The sequence below is a fragment of the Streptomyces sp. NPDC059534 genome (assembly GCF_042743475.1).
In the GTDB taxonomy this organism is placed as follows: domain Bacteria; phylum Actinomycetota; class Actinomycetes; order Streptomycetales; family Streptomycetaceae; genus Streptomyces.
This window is the reverse complement of sequence record NZ_JBHWAQ010000023.1, coordinates 138,820-154,032: the sequence shown is the minus strand read 5'-3', so window position 1 is coordinate 154,032 and position 15,213 is coordinate 138,820. Positions and strand designations below refer to the sequence as shown.

Here is a 15,213-nt window from a genome sequence, read left to right as displayed (position 1 = left end):
CGACGGCGACGGAGACGCGCTGGTTCTCCTTCTCCGCGGCGTCCAGGGTCGCCTGCGCGGCCTTCGTCGCGGCCTCGATCGTCAGGTGCGTCGACTCGGTGGTGTTCTTGTTCTCGGCGTCGGCGGTGACCGCGGCGGGGGCGGCGGCCGGCGTGGCCGCCTGGGCGGAGACGGCGCCGAACGTACCGGCGGCGAGGGCGCCGGCGGCGAGGGTACCGGTGAGGACGCGGGTGCGCAGGGACAGCTTCTTCATGGTCTTCGGCTCCTTGGGGTCTCGCCCCCTGTCCGGGGGCTCGGGAAGCTCCGCGTTCCCGCTCTGACATCCATCCTGGGCGCGGTCGAGGGCCTCGGCGGTCGGCCTACAGGCTCCGCCCGGCGCACCCGGCGGGGGACACGGGGGTCAACCGATCGGTTGATGCGGAATGGATCAATCCGGATAGCCTGGCTCGGGGGGAACGGCCGGAGGCGAGGAGCGAGTGGTGCGGACGAGCGAGCGGGCGGCCCTGGGCACGGACGACGTCGACCCGGACTCCGGCTGGCTCGCGACCGTGATGCACGTGGCGTTCTTCGTCCTCCTGTGCTCGTCCCTGACCCGCTACCTGATGGTCCACCCCGGCGCCCCCGCCACCCCCTGGGTGATCGCCCTGACCGCCGCGCTGGCCCTGCTGTACATCCTCGGCCCGATCCTCGGCCCCCGGCGGACCCCCGCCCCCGGCAGCCGTACTCCGGCCCACATCCTGTGGCTCGCCGCCGTGATCGGGTCGTGGTTCACGCTCGTGGTGCTCGCCCCGAGCTTCGCCTGGTGCGCCGTGCCGCTCTACTACACCGGCCTGCGCTCGCTGCGCACCCGGTCCGCGATCCTGCTGGCCGCGCTGATCACCGCCTGTGTCGTGGCCGGGCAGATGAAGCTACGGCTCCGCTTCGGCTTCGACCCGAACCTGCTGTTCGCACCGCCGGCCGGTGCCGCCGTCGCCACGGCGGTCTTCGTCTACTCCCAGCGCCAGGCCGACCGGCTGCGGGCCGTCATCACCGACCTCGTCCGCACCCGCCGGGAACTGGCCGCCACCGAGCGGCGCGAAGGCACGCTGGCGGAGCGGCAGCGGCTGTCGATGGAGATCCACGACACCCTGGCGCAGGGCCTGTCCAGTCAGAGGATGCTGCTCCAGGCCGCCGACCGGCTGTGGGAGACCGACCCGGTGGCCGCCCGCCGCCACATCCGTACCGCCGAGTCCATCGCGGACCACAACCTCACCGAGGCCCGCCGCTTCGTCCACGACCTCGCGCCCGCCGACCTCGCCGACGGCGGAACCCTCGAAGACGCCCTGCGTACGCTCGTCGACCGCGAGATGTCCGACAGCCTCCGGACCCACTTCCACCAGGACGGCGTCCCCGCGAGCGCGCTGCCCGAGCGGGTGCAGTCGGCGCTGCTGCGGATCGCCCAGGGCGCCCTCGCCAACATCCGCGAGCACGCCGGCGCCGAATCCGCCGCCCTGACCCTCACCTACCTCGACGACCAGGTCGTCCTCGACATCGCCGACGACGGCCACGGCTTCGACCCGGCCGACACCCCCGGCGGCGTCCGCGGCCACGGCCTGCCCGCCATGCGCGTCCGCGCCCAGCAGCTCGGCGGCACCCTCACCGTCGAATCCACCCCGGGCGAGGGCACCGTGCTCTCCGCCGCCATCCCCCTGACTCCCGTGGCCTGACCCGAGTACCTGCCCCCCGCACCACGCAGCCTGACCGGAACGCCCTCATCGCCCCCGGCGGTCCGACCCCGTGCCCCCGTCGACCGTCGGCCGGGTCACCAGGTGCGTCCCGCGTCGATCAGCAGGTCGCGGACCCGGGTGACGTCCGCGTTGTCCGGACGGCCGGGACGCTGCACGAGATAGCCGGTGTTGATGGGCGGGTCGTCGGGGTCGTGCAGGAGGACGAGGGCGCCGGAGGCGATTTCCGCGTCGCAGAGATAGCGCGGCAGGACCGTGAAGCCGGCGCCGGCGGTGACCGCGGCCAGGACACCGCGCAAGTCGGGGACGGTGACGGCGGCGGGGCAGGACAGTCGGGTACCGAAGACGTGCCGCCAGTAGCGGCGGGCGAGGGGGACGTCCTCGGCGTAGCTGACGAGGGGGACGGCGTGCAGCGCCGCCGGGCCTTCCACCGCGACGCGTTCCCCGACGCGGTCGGCCCAGACGGGCGCCGCCACGAGGACGAACTCCTCGTCCATCAGCGGGACGGCGACCAGCGTCCGCCCGCGCGGCCGGAAGGTGGCGACGACCAGGTCGTGCCGGCCCGCCCGCAGTTCGTCCAGGAGGGGATCGGTGAGCCCCGGGACGACCCGCAGCCGCACGCCTTCGGCGGCCAGCGGCGCGAGGGCGGGCAGCACCCGCGTACAGAGGAGCTCTGCGGGGCCCGCGAGATGGACCGGGGCGGCCCGTTCGTCGGGCGAGTCGTCCTGTCCGACGGCGGCGGCCAGGGCGTCGAGCGGGGTGGCGACCCGCGCCGCCAGGTCGTGGGCGACGGGCGTCGGGGCGACACCCCGCGGCAGACGCGCGAACAGCTCTCGGCCCGTCTGGCGCTCCAGTGACCGGATCTGAGCGGTCACCGTCGGCTGCGACAGGCCCAGGAGCCCGGCCGCCGCCGTGAACGAGCCGGAACGGTAGACCGCCAGGAAGGTACGCAGCAGGTTCAGGTCCGACACGGCGGCGGTGCCGGACAGCGGCACCGCCGAAGTGCCATCGGAATTCATATGGGCCACCTGGCAACCGTACCCGTGCCCCTATGACAGGGAGCCCGGCCGCCGGCGAGAGGCTGCCTGCCTCCGCCTGTCGCCTCCGCCCGCTTCCACCCGCCGCCTCCGCCGCCCGGCCGGGTGCGCGCGGTCAGCCCAGCTTCTTGACGACCTCGGCCGCGAGCGGCGCGGAGGAGGCGGGGTTCTGGCCGGTGAAGAGGTTGCGGTCGACGACCACGTTCGGGACCCACGGCTCGCCCACCTGGACGTCGACACCGGCCTCGACGAGGCGGGTCTCCAGGAGCCACTTCGCCTTGTCCGCCAGCCCGGCCAGGGTCTCCTCGGCGTCGGTGAAGGCGGCGACCTTGTAACCGGCGAAGGCGTTCGAGCCGTCCGCGCGCGTGGCGGCGAGGAGCGCGGCCGGTCCGTGGCAGACGACCGCGAGCGGCTTGCCGGAGTCGAGGGCGTCGACCAGCAGCCGGCCGGAGGTCGCGTCCACGGCGAGGTCCTCCATGGGGCCGTGGCCGCCGGGGTAGAAGACGGCGGCGTAGTCACCCAGCTCTACGTCCTCCAGCTTGATCGGGCTCTTCAGCTCGTCCATCGAGGCGAGCGCGGCGGCGATCGCGTCGGCGGCCTCCTTGCCGCCGTTGGCCTCCGGCGCGAGGCTGCCCCGGTCGACGGTGGGGACGACGCCGCCGGGGGTGGCGACGACGATCTCGTGACCGGCGGCCGTGAGCGCCTGGTAGGGGGCGACGGCCTCCTCGGCCCAGAAGCCGGTCGGGTGCTTGGTGCCGTCGGCGAGCGTCCAGTGGTCGGCGCCGGTCATCACGAAAAGGATCTTGGCCATGGTGTGTGTCACTCCGGGGGTGGGGGCCTGCACGGCTTCATGGACGGGACCGCACGCTCCGACGCTCCGCGAGCGCTGGCATTTCGCGTCCGGATCGTCGGTGTGGCGATGTCCTCGAACGTAGACCGGCCGCGGAAGGGCCACCAATGGAGAAACCGATGTCCGGCATCGGCATTCCGATGGATCACGTGGGAATATCGCGCCACCCACTGGCCTGCCCGTCCTGGCCGCCCGCCCACCGTCCTGATCGGCGGTCGCCCAGGCCGCCCGCCCGTCCTGACCGGTGTCCCGTCCGGTCCGCCCGCCCAGTTGCCCCGATCGGACGCGCCCGACGGCGAGCCGCCCGTGCCGCGTACGGTCCTCGCATGACGAGAACCACGCCGGCGCGTCCGGTGGACGTGGAGGAGGTGTTCCCCGGACTGGCGGCGTACCGCGGCACGACGACCAGGCTGCACCCGAGGCGGGGGCGGCCGGGCGTGGGTGACAGCCATATCGGGGGGCCGATGCTGTGGCCCGCCGACGAGCCGTGGCCCACCTGCGGCGAAGCCCATGGGCCGGTCACCCACGGGTACGTACCGGACGAGATCAGGCGCGCCCGGGAGATCGGCGTCGCGGACCCCGGCGCCGACGGCGCCCGGGCCGTCGAACGACATGCCGTGAGCCAGGCGCCGGCCCGCGCCGAAAAGCCGACGCCGACATCGACGCCGACATCGACCGGAGACGAAGGGGCGGTACCGTTCGTCGCTCTCGCCCAGCTGTTCCGCCGGGACGTCCCCGACCTCGCCGCCGGGCCCGACGGCGAGGACATGGTGCAGCTCTTCCGCTGCCCGCTGCCCCACGGTCCGCATCTGGAGCGCCGCTACCACTTGCGGTGGCGCCGGGCCGACGCGGAGTCGGCGGACCGGATGCTCTCCACCCCGCCCGAACTCCCGCTGCTCCCTTGGGAGGCGGAGCTCCCCGAGCCGTGCGTGACCCATCCCGAACAGGTGATCACCTATCCCTGGGCGGAGGACGACACGCTGCCCGCCGCCCTGACCGCCCGGATCGACGCGTGGGACGACGCCCAGGAGGCGGCGCACGGGCGCGACGCCCCCTGCTACCAGAGCGATCTGTCGATCCCGCCCGGCTGGCGCGTCGGGGGCTTCCCCTCCTGGGCGTCGACCGGCCCGATGACCGTCGACTGCGCGACTTGCGCCGCCCCGATGCGGCTGCTGCTGACCGCCGAGGGCTACGAGACGGACGGTGGCACGCACAACTGGATGCCTCTGGAGGAACGGGACTTGGCCCTCGAAGGCACGACCCGGGCCGGGTTCGGTCTCTCCGTCGTCGTCCCCACCCGGCTCCGCTTCGGCCGCGATCGCGACCTGCACGTCTTCGTCTGCCCGGCCGACGGGGGACACCCGCCCAGATGGGTGCTCTCATAGGCGCCACGCCCCGCGAACACCCCCGCGCGGCCAGGGCGTACGACGTCACCCGCCGACTGTCGCCCCACCAGGTCGATCGCGCGCCGAACGGCGCACCCCCTCGCCGCGCCCGGACCCTATTCTCCTGACATGGAGGCACTGGCCGAACGGCTGTCGCAACTGGACCCGCACAGCGAAGGCGCCCTTCGCGTCGTCGCGTTCTACGACACCCTGATGCGCCGGCGCGTGGACCTGCCGGCGCTCGCCCGGGCCTCGGCCGGTCTGGCCGAATGCGTGGCCGGCATCAGGCTCCACGGCACCGGACGGTCCATCCGCGTCACGCCGGACGGCCGAGAGGCGGCCGCCCCTACGGCAGTCGCGTCCGCCACGGCGGCGATCACTCGTCCGCCGACCGCGTCCGCCCCAGCCCTGATCACTCCGCCGCCAGCCGCGTCCGCCGCGGCGCCGACCACTCCACCGACCGCCCCGACCGCTCCTTCCACCACGGCCCCGATCACCCTCGACGACGAGGAGATCGGCACGGTCTGGCTGGAACGCCCGGGCCCGCCCGGCGTGTTCGACGACGTCCTCCTCGACCGCCTCGCCATCGCCGCCGCGGCGGTCGTCGAGCGCTACGGCCCCGCCCGTACGACCATGGCCGATCCCGCCCTCGTCGAACTCGTGGTCAGCGCGGACTGCGACGAGGCGGGTCGGGCCCGGGCGCTCCGCCTCCTGGGCTTCGCCGCCGACCTGCCCGTCCGGGTCGTCGCCGTACGGTCCCGGATCCCGCTCGACCGCGTCGGCGGACTGATCTGCCCGGCCCGCCCGGTGAAGGCGGCCCTGGTCGGCGGCGTGGGCGTCATCCTGGCCACCACCGTCGCCCCGGACGCGCTGCCGGCAGGCGTACGCGCCGGCATCGGCGCCACAGGGGCCCCCGACCGCGCCTGGCGCGAAGCCCGTACCGCCCTGCGCTTCACCACCCCGCGACGACCGGTCGTCCACCATGACGACCTCGGCGCGTTGGCCCTGCTCGCCGATGTCCCCGACGACGTCCTGCGGGCCAACGCCGACGTGACCGCCGTCGCCCATCTGGCGCGTACCCCGGAGGACATCGAAACCCTGGAGGCGTACTGCGCCACCGGCTCCCTCCGCCGCGCCGCCGACGCCCTCCATCTGCACCACAGCACCGTCGCCCGCCGGATCGACCACATCGGCACGGCCCTGCACATCGATCTCACCGACCCCACGGGCCTGACCCGCGCCAGGCTCGCCCTCACCGCGTGGCAGCTTCTCGGCGAAGCCTGATCGCCGACCCGCCGACCCGCCGACCCGGCGAGGGGGGCGGACTGGAGCGGGTGTTCGTCGCGCGGCCGGGCCCCGGGCCGGGAGGCGTTCCCGGCCCCCTGAGCAGACCTCCGGACGGCGGCCGCGGTGCGTCACGCTGTGCGGTAGGCGGCGGGCGTGATCCCGTAGGTGCGGGTGAACCATCGAGTGAGGTGGGCCTGGTCGGCGAAGCCGGCCTCGGCGGCCGCCGAGGCCGGTGTCATCCCCCTGGCCAGGAGCGCGCGGGCTCGGCGCGGCCGCAGATCGCGCTGGTAGTCGCTGGGGGCGAAGCCGTACGCCGTGCGGAAGCCCCGGTACAGCGTGAAGCGGCTGCAGCCGGCCGCTCGCGCCAGGTCGTCGGCGGAGATGTTGTCGGCGAACCGCTGGCGCAGCAGATTGCGGGCCCGGTCCAGGGCAGTGAGGTCCATTCGGCCCGGCCGGTCCGGCAGAGGCGTGGTCTTCGCCGAGGTGCAGCATCCGGTAGCGGTAGCCGTCTCGGACGGCCGACTGACCGTCGTGAGGGTCGTCCGGATTGAACGCCATGACCAGCCCAGCCGCGCTGACGTGCGCCCTCCCCTGCACACGAAAGACTGCGCACCGTGATCGGTCACCCCGAACGAGTACGTGTCGTGGGCGTGCAGCGGATACGCGTACTGCTCGAAACGGGCGTCCATGGCTCCAGCGCGAGCCCGGGAACCCGCCAGTAGGCGGCGCGTTCTCCGGAAGTCGTCATGTCGCCATTGTCCCGCACGAGCGTTCAAGCCCCCGCCCCCGTCCAGGGCGCACGCTGGAGTCATCGCCTCAATCAGCGAAGGAACCAAAGGAACCACACGCATGACCGAGAACGCCTCGACAGCACCGCTGAGCCTCGACGAGACGGAGAAGGTGCGCCTGGCCGTCTACCGAGGATTCGCCCGCACCGGACGCGCACCGAGCGTGCCGGAACTCTCCGCACTCACCGCGCTCGCCCCCGACCGGGTACGCCAGGAACTGCGCACCCTCCACGCACGCCATGATCTGGTCCTGGATCCGCAGGACGAGGACCGGGTCGTGATGGCCCACCCCTTCGCCTCCGTACCCCTCGGATTCTCCGTCATGGGGACGCACACCCTGTGGTGGGGCGGTTGCGCCTGGGACTCGTTCCTCACCCCCATGAACCGGGCCTGGGACGACGTCGTGCACACCTGCGGCAACCAGCGTCTGTTCTGCTCCACCGACTGCGTCGACACCTGGCTGCGCAAGACGGGGCACGTACGTGGCTACGTGATGGATCTGCCCACCCTGTGGCGCTTCGCCGGCGACTGGTACACCGGGCGCCTGGACGCGGGCTATGTTCGCCGTGACCCCGCCGCCGCGGCCTCCTACTTCGCCGAGGTCGGCCTGCGGGGCTCGTTCTGGGGCCTGCCTGACTGAGATCCGCATGTCGCCCTGCGCTCGGCGCAGCCGTCCACGCGCAGCGTGTCGGCGCTGGGAACGACGGTACGGCCGGCTGCGTCGTGCCCGGGTGGGTTTGGTCACGCGGATCAGGGTCCGCTGCCCGTTGGCGACGCCTCAGCCGGCCAGGCGTTCCACCAGCAGGAAGGCACCGATGACGATCATCATGGCACCGCTGACGCGGGTGACGGCCCGGGCGGCCGGGGGCCGGGTGCTCAGCACCGTGCGGGCCAGGACGCCGACGGCGAGCTCACGCGGCGAGTGCGCGGCGCAGCACGGCGCCCAGTTCGTCGTTCTGTCGTTGGGACACCTCGGCGGAGAGGATCGCCTGGGATCCGTGGAAGGTGCCCGGCCACTGGTGCAGTTCGACCGAGACGCCGGCGCGCAGCAGGCGCAGCGCGTACTCGATGTCCTCGTCGCGGTTCGGGCAGAGTTCCGCGGTGCCGATGTACGCCGGCGGGAGGCCGGACAGGTCCGTGGCCCGTCCGGGAGCGGCGTACGGGGTGGCGGGCTGCGAGCCCAGGTAGTGCCGCCACGCGGCGCCGACCTTGTCGCGGTCGAACCAGGGCGTGCTGGTGAAGTTCCGCTGCGACCAGGTCTCCTGGCGGTCGTCGAGCCCCGGCTGGTTCAGCAGCTGGAAGTGGATCGGCGGCCCCTGCTCGTCGCGTGACCGCAGCGCGATTCCCGCTGCGAGACCGGCGCCGGCGCTGTGGCCGCCGACCGCGATCCGCGCCGGGTCGAAGCCGAGTTCCGGGGCGTGTTCGGCCGCCCAGCCCAGTACGGCGTACGCGTCGTCCAGCGCGGCCGGGAAGCGGTTCTCGGGGGACAGCCGGTAGCCCACCGAGATGACCACCGCGCCGGAGGACGCGGCGAGCCGGGTGGCCCACGGGTGCTCGGTCTCCACGTCTCCCATGACGAACCCGCCGCCGTGCAGCCAGACGAGCGCTCCTCGCGCCTCGTGCGGGCGGTAGACGCGTACGGTCACGTCGGGGTCGCCGGGCACCGTGCGGTCCTCGACCTCCAGGCCGGTGAGGTCGACGGGCACCGCGGCGGTCAGCCTGGCCAGCTTTTCGCGTGCGGCGACGGGGTCGCTCAGGTCGGTTCGCGGGAACAGCGGGATGAATGCTTCGAGTTCGGGGTCCATGTCCACCATCCTCACCGGCCCCGGTCGTGAGTTCACCCGCCGTCCGTCGCGCATCCGTCCCCGGTCGCGCGCCGACCGTCGCCCGATCGCGACGGGGTCAGCGGGCCACGCCGTACGGCCGCCGGGGCGGGCCGCCGAAGCGGACGGGGACGCCCGGCGAGTAGAGCACGCTCACGGGCTCGCCGAGGGGAGAGGGGAAGCCGCCGGCGGCGAGGAGGTTCTCGTCGAGGGACAGCAGCCGGGCCCGGTGCAGCGGCCACCGGGGGTGTGTGTTCGGCAGGTAGAGCGGCCGTCCGAGGAACGAACTGTGCATGCCCCAGCGGGCGGTCAGGAAGTGCTCGAGCGCGGTGGGCTCCTCGATCCGTTCGCCGATGTCCACGGTGATCGCGCTGTACGCCCCGCGTGGTCCGGGCCACCGCCGCCTGCTGCCGTACGTCATCGTCGTACCGTCGCTCCGGACGGTCATCCTCGACCACACGTAGGGCAGCCGGAACGCCCACCGGCCGACGGTCACGGGAAGCAGGCGGGACGCGTCCAGCGAGCGGAAGACCACTCCGCGCCTCCCGTGTCCGTCCACGGAGTACAGGCGGACGTTGGTCTCGGGGAACGTGCCGAGGTACGGGACCCCGGGCAGGCGGAACCAGCCGACCCGGTGCATCCGGAACGCGACCAGCCCCACGTACGTCACCCCGTCGAGGGTGTCGGGCACTGTACCGGGCGGCAGCAGCGGGGCCACGTCCGCCGGATCCACCGGCCAGTGCAGGAACGCCAGGTCGAGCCAGGACTGGGTGAGCAGCGTGCGGCCCGTGCGGTGCGGCGGGTCGGCAGAGAGGGGTTCGGGCTCCACTGAGGGCGGCGTCTGCGGCATCGCAGCAGTATCCGGCGACGGCCGGCGGAAGGGGGTGTTCCGCCGGGGACGGCTTTCCCGCCCCCGTACGAGACGCGGGCCCGCGGCCCGTGCGAAGCCAGCGTGGCGCGCCGGTACGAGCCGGTTGACCAGGGAAGATGGGGAAATGCGTGGCGCTGGTGTGGTGAGAGGCGGGCGGAGACCCGCGCCGGGGGACTCCCTTCGGGGCACAGGCACAGGCACAGGCACAGACACGGGCAGGGGCAGGGGCCGCGGGTGCGGTGGGGCCGTCATCGACCCGGCAGGCACGCGGTGAGTCCCGCACGGGCACTGGATCCGAAGCTGTTCGACGCGACGATCGCGGCCGTCGCGCTGCTGGCCGGGCCCGAGCACCGCCTCATCTACACCAACGAGGCGTTCACGAGGCTGTTCGGCTCGCGCACCCTGGGCCTGCCGGCCCCGGAGGCGTTCCCGGACCCGGACGCGGGACGGTTTCTCTCCGTCCTCGCCGACGTACGCGCGACCGGACGCGCGCGTCAGGTCACCGGCGCCCGCGAGATCGACCTCGGCGCCGCCGACCAGGCGGCCCGCTTCGTCTACTCCTGCAGCCCCGTCACCACGCGCGAGGGGACCGGGATCCTGGTGGTGGCCATGGACACCACGCCGGAGAGCCGCGCGCTCCAGCGGTACGAGGCCCTCGTCTCGGCCATCTCGCAGATGGTCTGGGTGATGAACGACGACGGCTCCATGGAGGAGGTCGTCCCCGGCTGGCAGCACCTCACCGGAGCCCCCTGGCTCGGCCGGGCGGACAAAGGCTGGTACGCCTTCATCCACCCCCGCGACCGGGAGAAGCTCGGCGGCGCCTGGCGAGCCGCCACCGGGCCCGAGGGCCCCCGCGTCTTCCAGAGCACCTTCCGCGTCCGGGCGGCAGACGGCTCGTACCGGCACATGTCCACCCGCTGCGTTCCCGTGCTCGACGAAGGCCGCGTCACCGAGTGGATCGCCGCGACCGCCGACGTCGAGGACACGTGGGGGCACACCTGAGGGAGAGTCTGCTGGCGCAGGTGGCGGAGGTGTCGGGCGGAAGCCCGGACGAGGCGTTCGTCGCCGTGGTGAAGGTGGTGGTACCCGAGCTGGCCGACGCGTGTCTGATCCTGCTGCTCTCCCACGAGGAGTGGCCGCTGCCCGAGAACGCCACCGTCACGGCCCGCCGCGTGGCCTCCGCCACCCGCCCCGGCCTGCCCGCCCCTCCGGCACTGCGGGGGCAGCGGGTCACCGTCACCGACACCGTACGAGAGGTACTGGAAAGCAGGGTGCCCCGGACGTTCCTCCTCCCGGAGGGCGGCCCCGTGCCCTCGGGTCTGGTCCCGGCGGTCACCGAGCGGTGGCTCGTCGCGGCGGAAGCCACCAGTCTGACGCTCGTCCCGCTCGTCGTCGACGACATCGTCCTCGGATACGCCGCCACCAGTACCAACGGCGACACGCCCGTCCCCGCGGCCCCCGACACCGAACTGCTGCGGGAGGTGCTGCACCACGCCCAGCGCCCGATCCGCAAGGCCGTCGACCTCCAGCAGGCGCGCCGCACCGCGCTCGCCCTCCAGCGGGCCCACCTCACGCGGCCGCCGGACGTGCCCGGCGCGTCCCTGGCCGCCTGCTACCAGCCCGCCAGCTCCTCCCATGAGATCGGCGGCGACTGGTACGACGCGCTCGTCCACCCGGACGGCACCCTCGTCCTCGACATCGGCGACGTCGCGGGCCACGACCTCGCCGCGGCCACCGCCATGGGCCAACTGCGCAGCATGCTCCGCGCCCTCGCCTGGCACCAGGGCCCCGAGCGCACCCCCGCCACGGTCCTGTCCCTGCTCGACGACGTCGCCGTGGGCCTCTCCATCGCCCCGTTCACCACCGCCGTGCACACCCACCTCCGCCGCCGGCCGGACGGCACCTGGCACATGACCTGGTCCAACGCCGGCCACCCACCCCCGCTCCTGGTTCCCGCCCAGGGCACGCCCCGCTTTCTCACCGGCAGCGGAGAGGACCCGCCCCTCTGCGTCGGTCCCCGCATCGCCCGATCCAGCCACCACCACACCCTGGAACCCGGCGACACCCTCCTCCACTACACGGACGGCCTCATCGAAAGCCCCACCGCCTCCCTCGACCAAGGCCAGCAACGCCTCGCCGAAGCCGCCGCCCAGTACCGCGACCGGCCCCTCCCCGACCTCCTCCGCCTCCTCGACGACCTCTCGGACCACCGCGACGACACCGCGATGCTCGCCTTCCGCGCAGGACCGGCCGCTACCTCGTAGCCCCGGCGGCGGCCTCGCCCCAGGGCGCGATGAGAGCGACGGGCGGGCCCGGGCCCCCGCAAGGGCCCGGGCGGGGGATCACGAGGTCGCCAGTTCCGTGGCCACGGCGTCGGCCCCGAGGGCGATCATCCAGGTGAGGGGGAGGTCGGGGGCGAACTCCTGCATGCGGCGGTCGAGTTCGTCCTTGGCGTCCTGGGAGAGGGTGGGGCTGCCCTGGGCGAGTTCGCGGACGGTGTCGCGGTAGTGCCGGAGGTAGCGGTGCTGGGCGGTGAGTACGTCGAGGCCCGTGGGGGCGCCGTGTCCCGGGAGGAGGGTGCGGGCGTCGGCGAGGTCGGCGGTGAGGGTGGTGAGCGCGTCGAGCCAGAGGGCTCCGTGGCCGTCGGCGGTGTAGGGATGGGTGCCGTGGAAGGCGAGGTCGCCGATGAAGGCGGTGGGTGCGCCGCCGTCGGCCGAGGCGAGGAAGTAGCTGTCGGCGTGGCTCTCGGCCGGGCCGACGTGACGGGCGGTGAAGGTGACCCCGCCCAGCTCGACCGTCTGGCGGTCCTCCAGGAGGACCGTCGGGTAGGCGGTGACAGCGGGCCACTCGTCGCCGTACACCGGCCCCCACTGCGCCCGCTTCGCGTCGGCGATCTCGACGATGGCCTTGCCGACGGCCTCGGTGGCGTGGACGGGGATGTCGCGGCCGTCCAGGAGGGCGTGCACGCCGTTGAAGTGGTCGGGGTGCGCGTGGGTGACGAAGATCCCGAGCAGCGGCTTGCCGAACGCGGCCACCTTGGCGGTGAGTTCGGCCGCGCGGTACGGCAGGGCCAGGGCCCTGGAGGCCCTGGAGGCGCTGGACCGGACGGCCGAGGCGACGGCCCACTACGAGGCGCTGTGGGGCGATGCCGAACCCGGCTCACCCGAGCGTGCCGTCGCCCTGGTCCGGTGCCACACGACCTCCGGTGAACTGGGCATCGCCGGAGCCTGGGGCGAACGGGCCCTGGCCGACTTCACCGATCACGGACACCCCTGACACGAGCAGGCGGTACGGCTCGGGGTGACCCTCGAAGGCGCGTACAGCAAACGAGGTGAACTACGGCGCGCGGGACGCCTGTTGCGCAGACTGCGCACCGTCGCCGACGAACTGGGCGCGCCCGGCGCCCGGGGCGCCGTCTGCTGGAACGGGGCACTCAACGCGTACTGGCAGGGCCGGACCCACGAGGCATGTGAACTCTCACGGCAGGCACTCGCCCTCTTCGGCGAGACCGATCACACCCTCAACCTCGCCACCGTCCGCGGGATCCACGGCAGGATACTCGGCCGCGCCCACCCGGACCGCTGGGAGGAAGCACTGGCGCTCCTCCTGCGCGCCCATGCCGAGCTGTCCGAACTGAACCAGGGCTATCTGCTCATCGACTGCGAGACCGAGGTGGCCGACCTCCTCGTCCGCGCGGACGAAGCCGAACGGGCGCTGCCGTACATACGGGCCGCCCTCGCCCGGCCCCAGGCGCCCGCGACCGTGGCCATGGCCGACAGTCGCCTGGTCCTCGCCGAGGCCCTCCTCGCCGTCGGCGACCAGGCCGGGTGCCGGGAGGAGATCGCCCACGCCACCGAGATCCTCGCCACGACCCAGGGCCACCAGCGCGTGATGCTCGCCCGCGAGTGGCACCGGACGGCCGCCCTCCACCGGGCGTGCGGCGCGGTGGACGAAGCCCTCCACGCCTATCGCCAGGCCCTCCTCCTCACCGGTCACAGCGCGTCCGCCTGGAGCTAGGATCGGTCGACATGACCCCCGACGAGCAGACAGGCCGCCGCATCCGCACCCTGCGGGTCACCCAGGGCCGCTCGCAGGCCGACCTGGTCGGCCCCGGTATGTCCGCCAGCTACCTGTCGATGATCGAGTCGGGGTCCCGCGCCGCCTCGCCCGCCGCACTGCGCCACCTCGCCGGCCGGCTGGGCACGACGATCGAGTTCCTCGCCCAGGGACACGAGAGCGACACCCGGACCGAGACCGAGAGCAAGGTCCAACTCGGCCTGCTCGCCCTGCGGACCGGCCACCCCGAGGAGACCCTCACCCTGCTCGACGGCCTCGAAGGCCCGGCCGCGACAGCGGGCCGACTCCGAGCCCTCGAACACCTCGGACGGCTCGACGAGGCGACCGACGGCCACGAGAAGAACCTCGGCCAGGCGGAGCCCGACACCCTCCCCTGGGCCGAACACGCCGCCGACCTCGTACGCTGCTACCTCACCTGCCGCGACCTGCACTCCGCGGCGGAACTCGGCGAGCGCGCCCTCGCCGTCTACGAGGAGCGGGACCTCCTCTGGTCCCACGAAGCGACACGGCTCGCGACGCTCCTCGCCGACGTCCGCGCCCAGCAGGGCGACCAGCACGGCGCCGCCACCCTGCTGGAACGAATCGGCGAAGCGACCGCCGACCGGCCCACCCCCGCCACACGCGCCCACGGGTACGCCCACGCCGCCCGGCACGCCCACGACCAAGGCCGGTTCCGCGAGGCGCACGCCCTGTCGACGAAGGCCCTGGCGATGTTCACCGAGACGGACCGGCTCCTCGACGCCGCCAACCACCGGGCCCTCACCGGCGTCCTCCTCGCCGAATCCCGCCCCACGCGCCTCCACGAGGCCATCGGCCTGCTCGCGCACGCCCGCTCCGACCTCCTCGGTCTCTCCGCACCCACCGACCTCTCCCGGTGCGAACTCGCACTGGCCGGGCTCCTCATCCGCGCCGACGACACCGCACAGGCACGATCCCTCGCCGAAGCCGCCCTGGGCCGTACCGCCGACGCCCCCTGCGCACACCGCGTCCAGGCGCACCTCGTCCTGGCCGAGGTCTCCCTCGCCGACGGCGACCGCACCGCCGCGACCACCGCCCTCACCACCGCCACCGACCTCCTTTCCGCACCACCGGACGGCGACCGGCACACCACCCAGCACTGGCACCGGGTCGCCCTCCTCCACCAGCGTCTCGGATCCCCCGAAGACGCCATGCACGCCTATGACCAGGCCCTGCGCGCCGCGGGCCACACCCTCGCCCCACCTGCCCGCGCCAGGACGACGGCGTAGGCGACGCGCAGCGGGACGGCGGGACGGGCAGGACAGCAGGCGAGGACAGGCTCGGGCAACAGGTCGACTTTCGCCCCCGGCCCGGGGAGTCGCCCCGTCCGGCCGTCGCCCTTCACCTACTCTC

Annotated in this window: 15 protein-coding genes and 2 pseudogenes; 9 read left to right on the top strand and 8 right to left on the bottom strand. The window is 73.7% G+C overall.

The features are described from left to right. Nucleotides 1-253 (bottom strand): annotated as a pseudogene (locus tag ACFVZH_RS26195) (heme-binding protein); the annotation flags it as partial. A 298-nt stretch (nucleotides 254-551) separates the two neighbouring features. Here ACFVZH_RS26195 and ACFVZH_RS26190 point away from each other — a divergent pair. Next, entirely contained in the window at nucleotides 552-1,706 is a 1,155-nt protein-coding gene (locus tag ACFVZH_RS26190) for a sensor histidine kinase (RefSeq protein ID WP_384900847.1), read from the top strand. Nucleotides 1,707-1,801: 95 nt separating this feature from the next. Here ACFVZH_RS26190 and ACFVZH_RS26185 read toward each other — a convergent pair whose 3' ends face one another. Further along, nucleotides 1,802-2,743 (bottom strand): LysR family transcriptional regulator, encoded by a 942-nt coding sequence (locus tag ACFVZH_RS26185; protein ID WP_384900834.1) that lies wholly within the window; start codon nucleotides 2,741-2,743, stop codon nucleotides 1,802-1,804. 133 nt (nucleotides 2,744-2,876) lie between these two features. Beyond that, nucleotides 2,877-3,572, bottom strand: coding sequence for a type 1 glutamine amidotransferase domain-containing protein (locus ACFVZH_RS26180; protein WP_384900832.1), 696 nt, complete (start codon nucleotides 3,570-3,572; stop codon nucleotides 2,877-2,879). A gap of 365 nt (nucleotides 3,573-3,937) precedes the next feature. Between ACFVZH_RS26180 and ACFVZH_RS26175 the strand changes: the two genes are divergently transcribed. Then, the gene (locus ACFVZH_RS26175) at nucleotides 3,938-4,996 is read left to right on the top strand and encodes a hypothetical protein (RefSeq protein ID WP_384900830.1); all 1,059 of its coding nucleotides are present in this window, start codon (nucleotides 3,938-3,940) and stop codon (nucleotides 4,994-4,996) included. Between the two features lie 129 nt (nucleotides 4,997-5,125). Next, nucleotides 5,126-6,280, top strand: a complete 1,155-nt coding sequence (locus ACFVZH_RS26170; protein ID WP_384900828.1) for a PucR family transcriptional regulator — start codon at nucleotides 5,126-5,128, stop codon at nucleotides 6,278-6,280. A gap of 131 nt (nucleotides 6,281-6,411) precedes the next feature. On the opposite strand, the gene ACFVZH_RS26165 is transcribed toward ACFVZH_RS26170, so the two are convergent. Together ACFVZH_RS26165 and ACFVZH_RS26160 are read right to left on the bottom strand one after the other, a co-directional pair. After that, nucleotides 6,412-6,726: a helix-turn-helix domain-containing protein gene (locus ACFVZH_RS26165; RefSeq protein WP_384900826.1), complete on the bottom strand. Its 315-nt coding sequence runs from the start codon at nucleotides 6,724-6,726 to the stop codon at nucleotides 6,412-6,414. A 91-nt stretch (nucleotides 6,727-6,817) separates the two neighbouring features. Beyond that, nucleotides 6,818-6,972 (bottom strand): annotated as a pseudogene (locus tag ACFVZH_RS26160) (AraC family ligand binding domain-containing protein); the annotation flags it as partial. A gap of 160 nt (nucleotides 6,973-7,132) precedes the next feature. Between ACFVZH_RS26160 and merB the strand changes: the two are divergent. Then, complete coding sequence (gene merB, locus ACFVZH_RS26155; RefSeq protein WP_384900824.1) at nucleotides 7,133-7,711, top strand: organomercurial lyase; 579 nt, start codon at nucleotides 7,133-7,135, stop codon at nucleotides 7,709-7,711. A gap of 271 nt (nucleotides 7,712-7,982) precedes the next feature. Here the strand turns inward: merB and ACFVZH_RS26150 are convergent, their stop codons facing one another. After that, the gene (locus tag ACFVZH_RS26150; protein ID WP_384900822.1) at nucleotides 7,983-8,876 is read right to left on the bottom strand and encodes an alpha/beta hydrolase; all 894 of its coding nucleotides are present in this window, start codon (nucleotides 8,874-8,876) and stop codon (nucleotides 7,983-7,985) included. 97 nt (nucleotides 8,877-8,973) lie between these two features. After that, on the bottom strand, nucleotides 8,974-9,744 hold the full coding sequence (locus ACFVZH_RS26145) for a YqjF family protein (protein ID WP_384900820.1): 771 nt from the start codon (nucleotides 9,742-9,744) through the stop codon (nucleotides 8,974-8,976). Between the two features lie 291 nt (nucleotides 9,745-10,035). Here ACFVZH_RS26145 and ACFVZH_RS26140 point away from each other — a divergent pair, with 291 nt between their 5' ends. Both ACFVZH_RS26140 and ACFVZH_RS26135 read left to right on the top strand, forming a co-directional pair. Further along, nucleotides 10,036-10,767, top strand: coding sequence for a PAS domain-containing protein (locus ACFVZH_RS26140; protein ID WP_384900819.1), 732 nt, complete (start codon nucleotides 10,036-10,038; stop codon nucleotides 10,765-10,767). After that, on the top strand, nucleotides 10,752-12,029 hold the full coding sequence (locus ACFVZH_RS26135) for a PP2C family protein-serine/threonine phosphatase (RefSeq protein ID WP_384900817.1): 1,278 nt from the start codon (nucleotides 10,752-10,754) through the stop codon (nucleotides 12,027-12,029). Before ACFVZH_RS26140 ends, ACFVZH_RS26135 begins: the two co-directional genes overlap by 16 nt. Before the next feature lie 78 nt (nucleotides 12,030-12,107). Here ACFVZH_RS26135 and ACFVZH_RS26130 read toward each other — a convergent pair whose 3' ends face one another. Further along, nucleotides 12,108-12,800 (bottom strand): MBL fold metallo-hydrolase, encoded by a 693-nt coding sequence (locus ACFVZH_RS26130; RefSeq protein WP_384900815.1) that lies wholly within the window; start codon nucleotides 12,798-12,800, stop codon nucleotides 12,108-12,110. Nucleotides 12,801-12,807: 7 nt separating this feature from the next. On the opposite strand from ACFVZH_RS26130, the gene ACFVZH_RS26125 reads away from it, so the two are divergent. The 3 genes from ACFVZH_RS26125 to ACFVZH_RS26115 all read left to right on the top strand — a co-directional run bounded on the left by ACFVZH_RS26125 (nucleotide 12,808) and on the right by ACFVZH_RS26115 (nucleotide 15,089). Continuing rightward, nucleotides 12,808-13,041 (top strand): hypothetical protein, encoded by a 234-nt coding sequence (locus ACFVZH_RS26125; RefSeq protein ID WP_384900813.1) that lies wholly within the window; start codon nucleotides 12,808-12,810, stop codon nucleotides 13,039-13,041. 81 nt (nucleotides 13,042-13,122) lie between these two features. Continuing rightward, nucleotides 13,123-13,782 carry a hypothetical protein gene (locus ACFVZH_RS26120; RefSeq protein ID WP_384900811.1) on the top strand — a complete coding sequence of 220 codons (660 nt, stop codon included), beginning with the start codon at nucleotides 13,123-13,125 and terminating at the stop codon, nucleotides 13,780-13,782. Nucleotides 13,783-13,793: 11 nt separating this feature from the next. Next, nucleotides 13,794-15,089: a helix-turn-helix domain-containing protein gene (locus tag ACFVZH_RS26115; protein ID WP_384900809.1), complete on the top strand. Its 1,296-nt coding sequence runs from the start codon at nucleotides 13,794-13,796 to the stop codon at nucleotides 15,087-15,089. The last annotated feature ends 124 nt before the right edge of the window (nucleotides 15,090-15,213 follow it).

Coding starts and splice junctions, on each gene's coding strand:
- ACFVZH_RS26190 (WP_384900847.1), top strand. CDS start 552: ATGCACGTGGCGTTCTTCGTCCTCCTGTGCTCGTCCCTGACCCGCTAC.
- ACFVZH_RS26185 (WP_384900834.1), bottom strand. CDS start 2,743: ATGAATTCCGATGGCACTTCGGCGGTGCCGCTGTCCGGCACCGCCGCC.
- ACFVZH_RS26180 (WP_384900832.1), bottom strand. CDS start 3,572: ATGGCCAAGATCCTTTTCGTGATGACCGGCGCCGACCACTGGACGCTC.
- ACFVZH_RS26175 (WP_384900830.1), top strand. CDS start 3,938: ATGACGAGAACCACGCCGGCGCGTCCGGTGGACGTGGAGGAGGTGTTC.
- ACFVZH_RS26170 (WP_384900828.1), top strand. CDS start 5,126: ATGGAGGCACTGGCCGAACGGCTGTCGCAACTGGACCCGCACAGCGAA.
- ACFVZH_RS26165 (WP_384900826.1), bottom strand. CDS start 6,726: ATGGACCTCACTGCCCTGGACCGGGCCCGCAATCTGCTGCGCCAGCGG.
- merB (WP_384900824.1), top strand. CDS start 7,133: ATGACCGAGAACGCCTCGACAGCACCGCTGAGCCTCGACGAGACGGAG.
- ACFVZH_RS26150 (WP_384900822.1), bottom strand. CDS start 8,876: ATGGACCCCGAACTCGAAGCATTCATCCCGCTGTTCCCGCGAACCGAC.
- ACFVZH_RS26145 (WP_384900820.1), bottom strand. CDS start 9,744: ATGCCGCAGACGCCGCCCTCAGTGGAGCCCGAACCCCTCTCTGCCGAC.
- ACFVZH_RS26115 (WP_384900809.1), top strand. CDS start 13,794: ATGACCCCCGACGAGCAGACAGGCCGCCGCATCCGCACCCTGCGGGTC.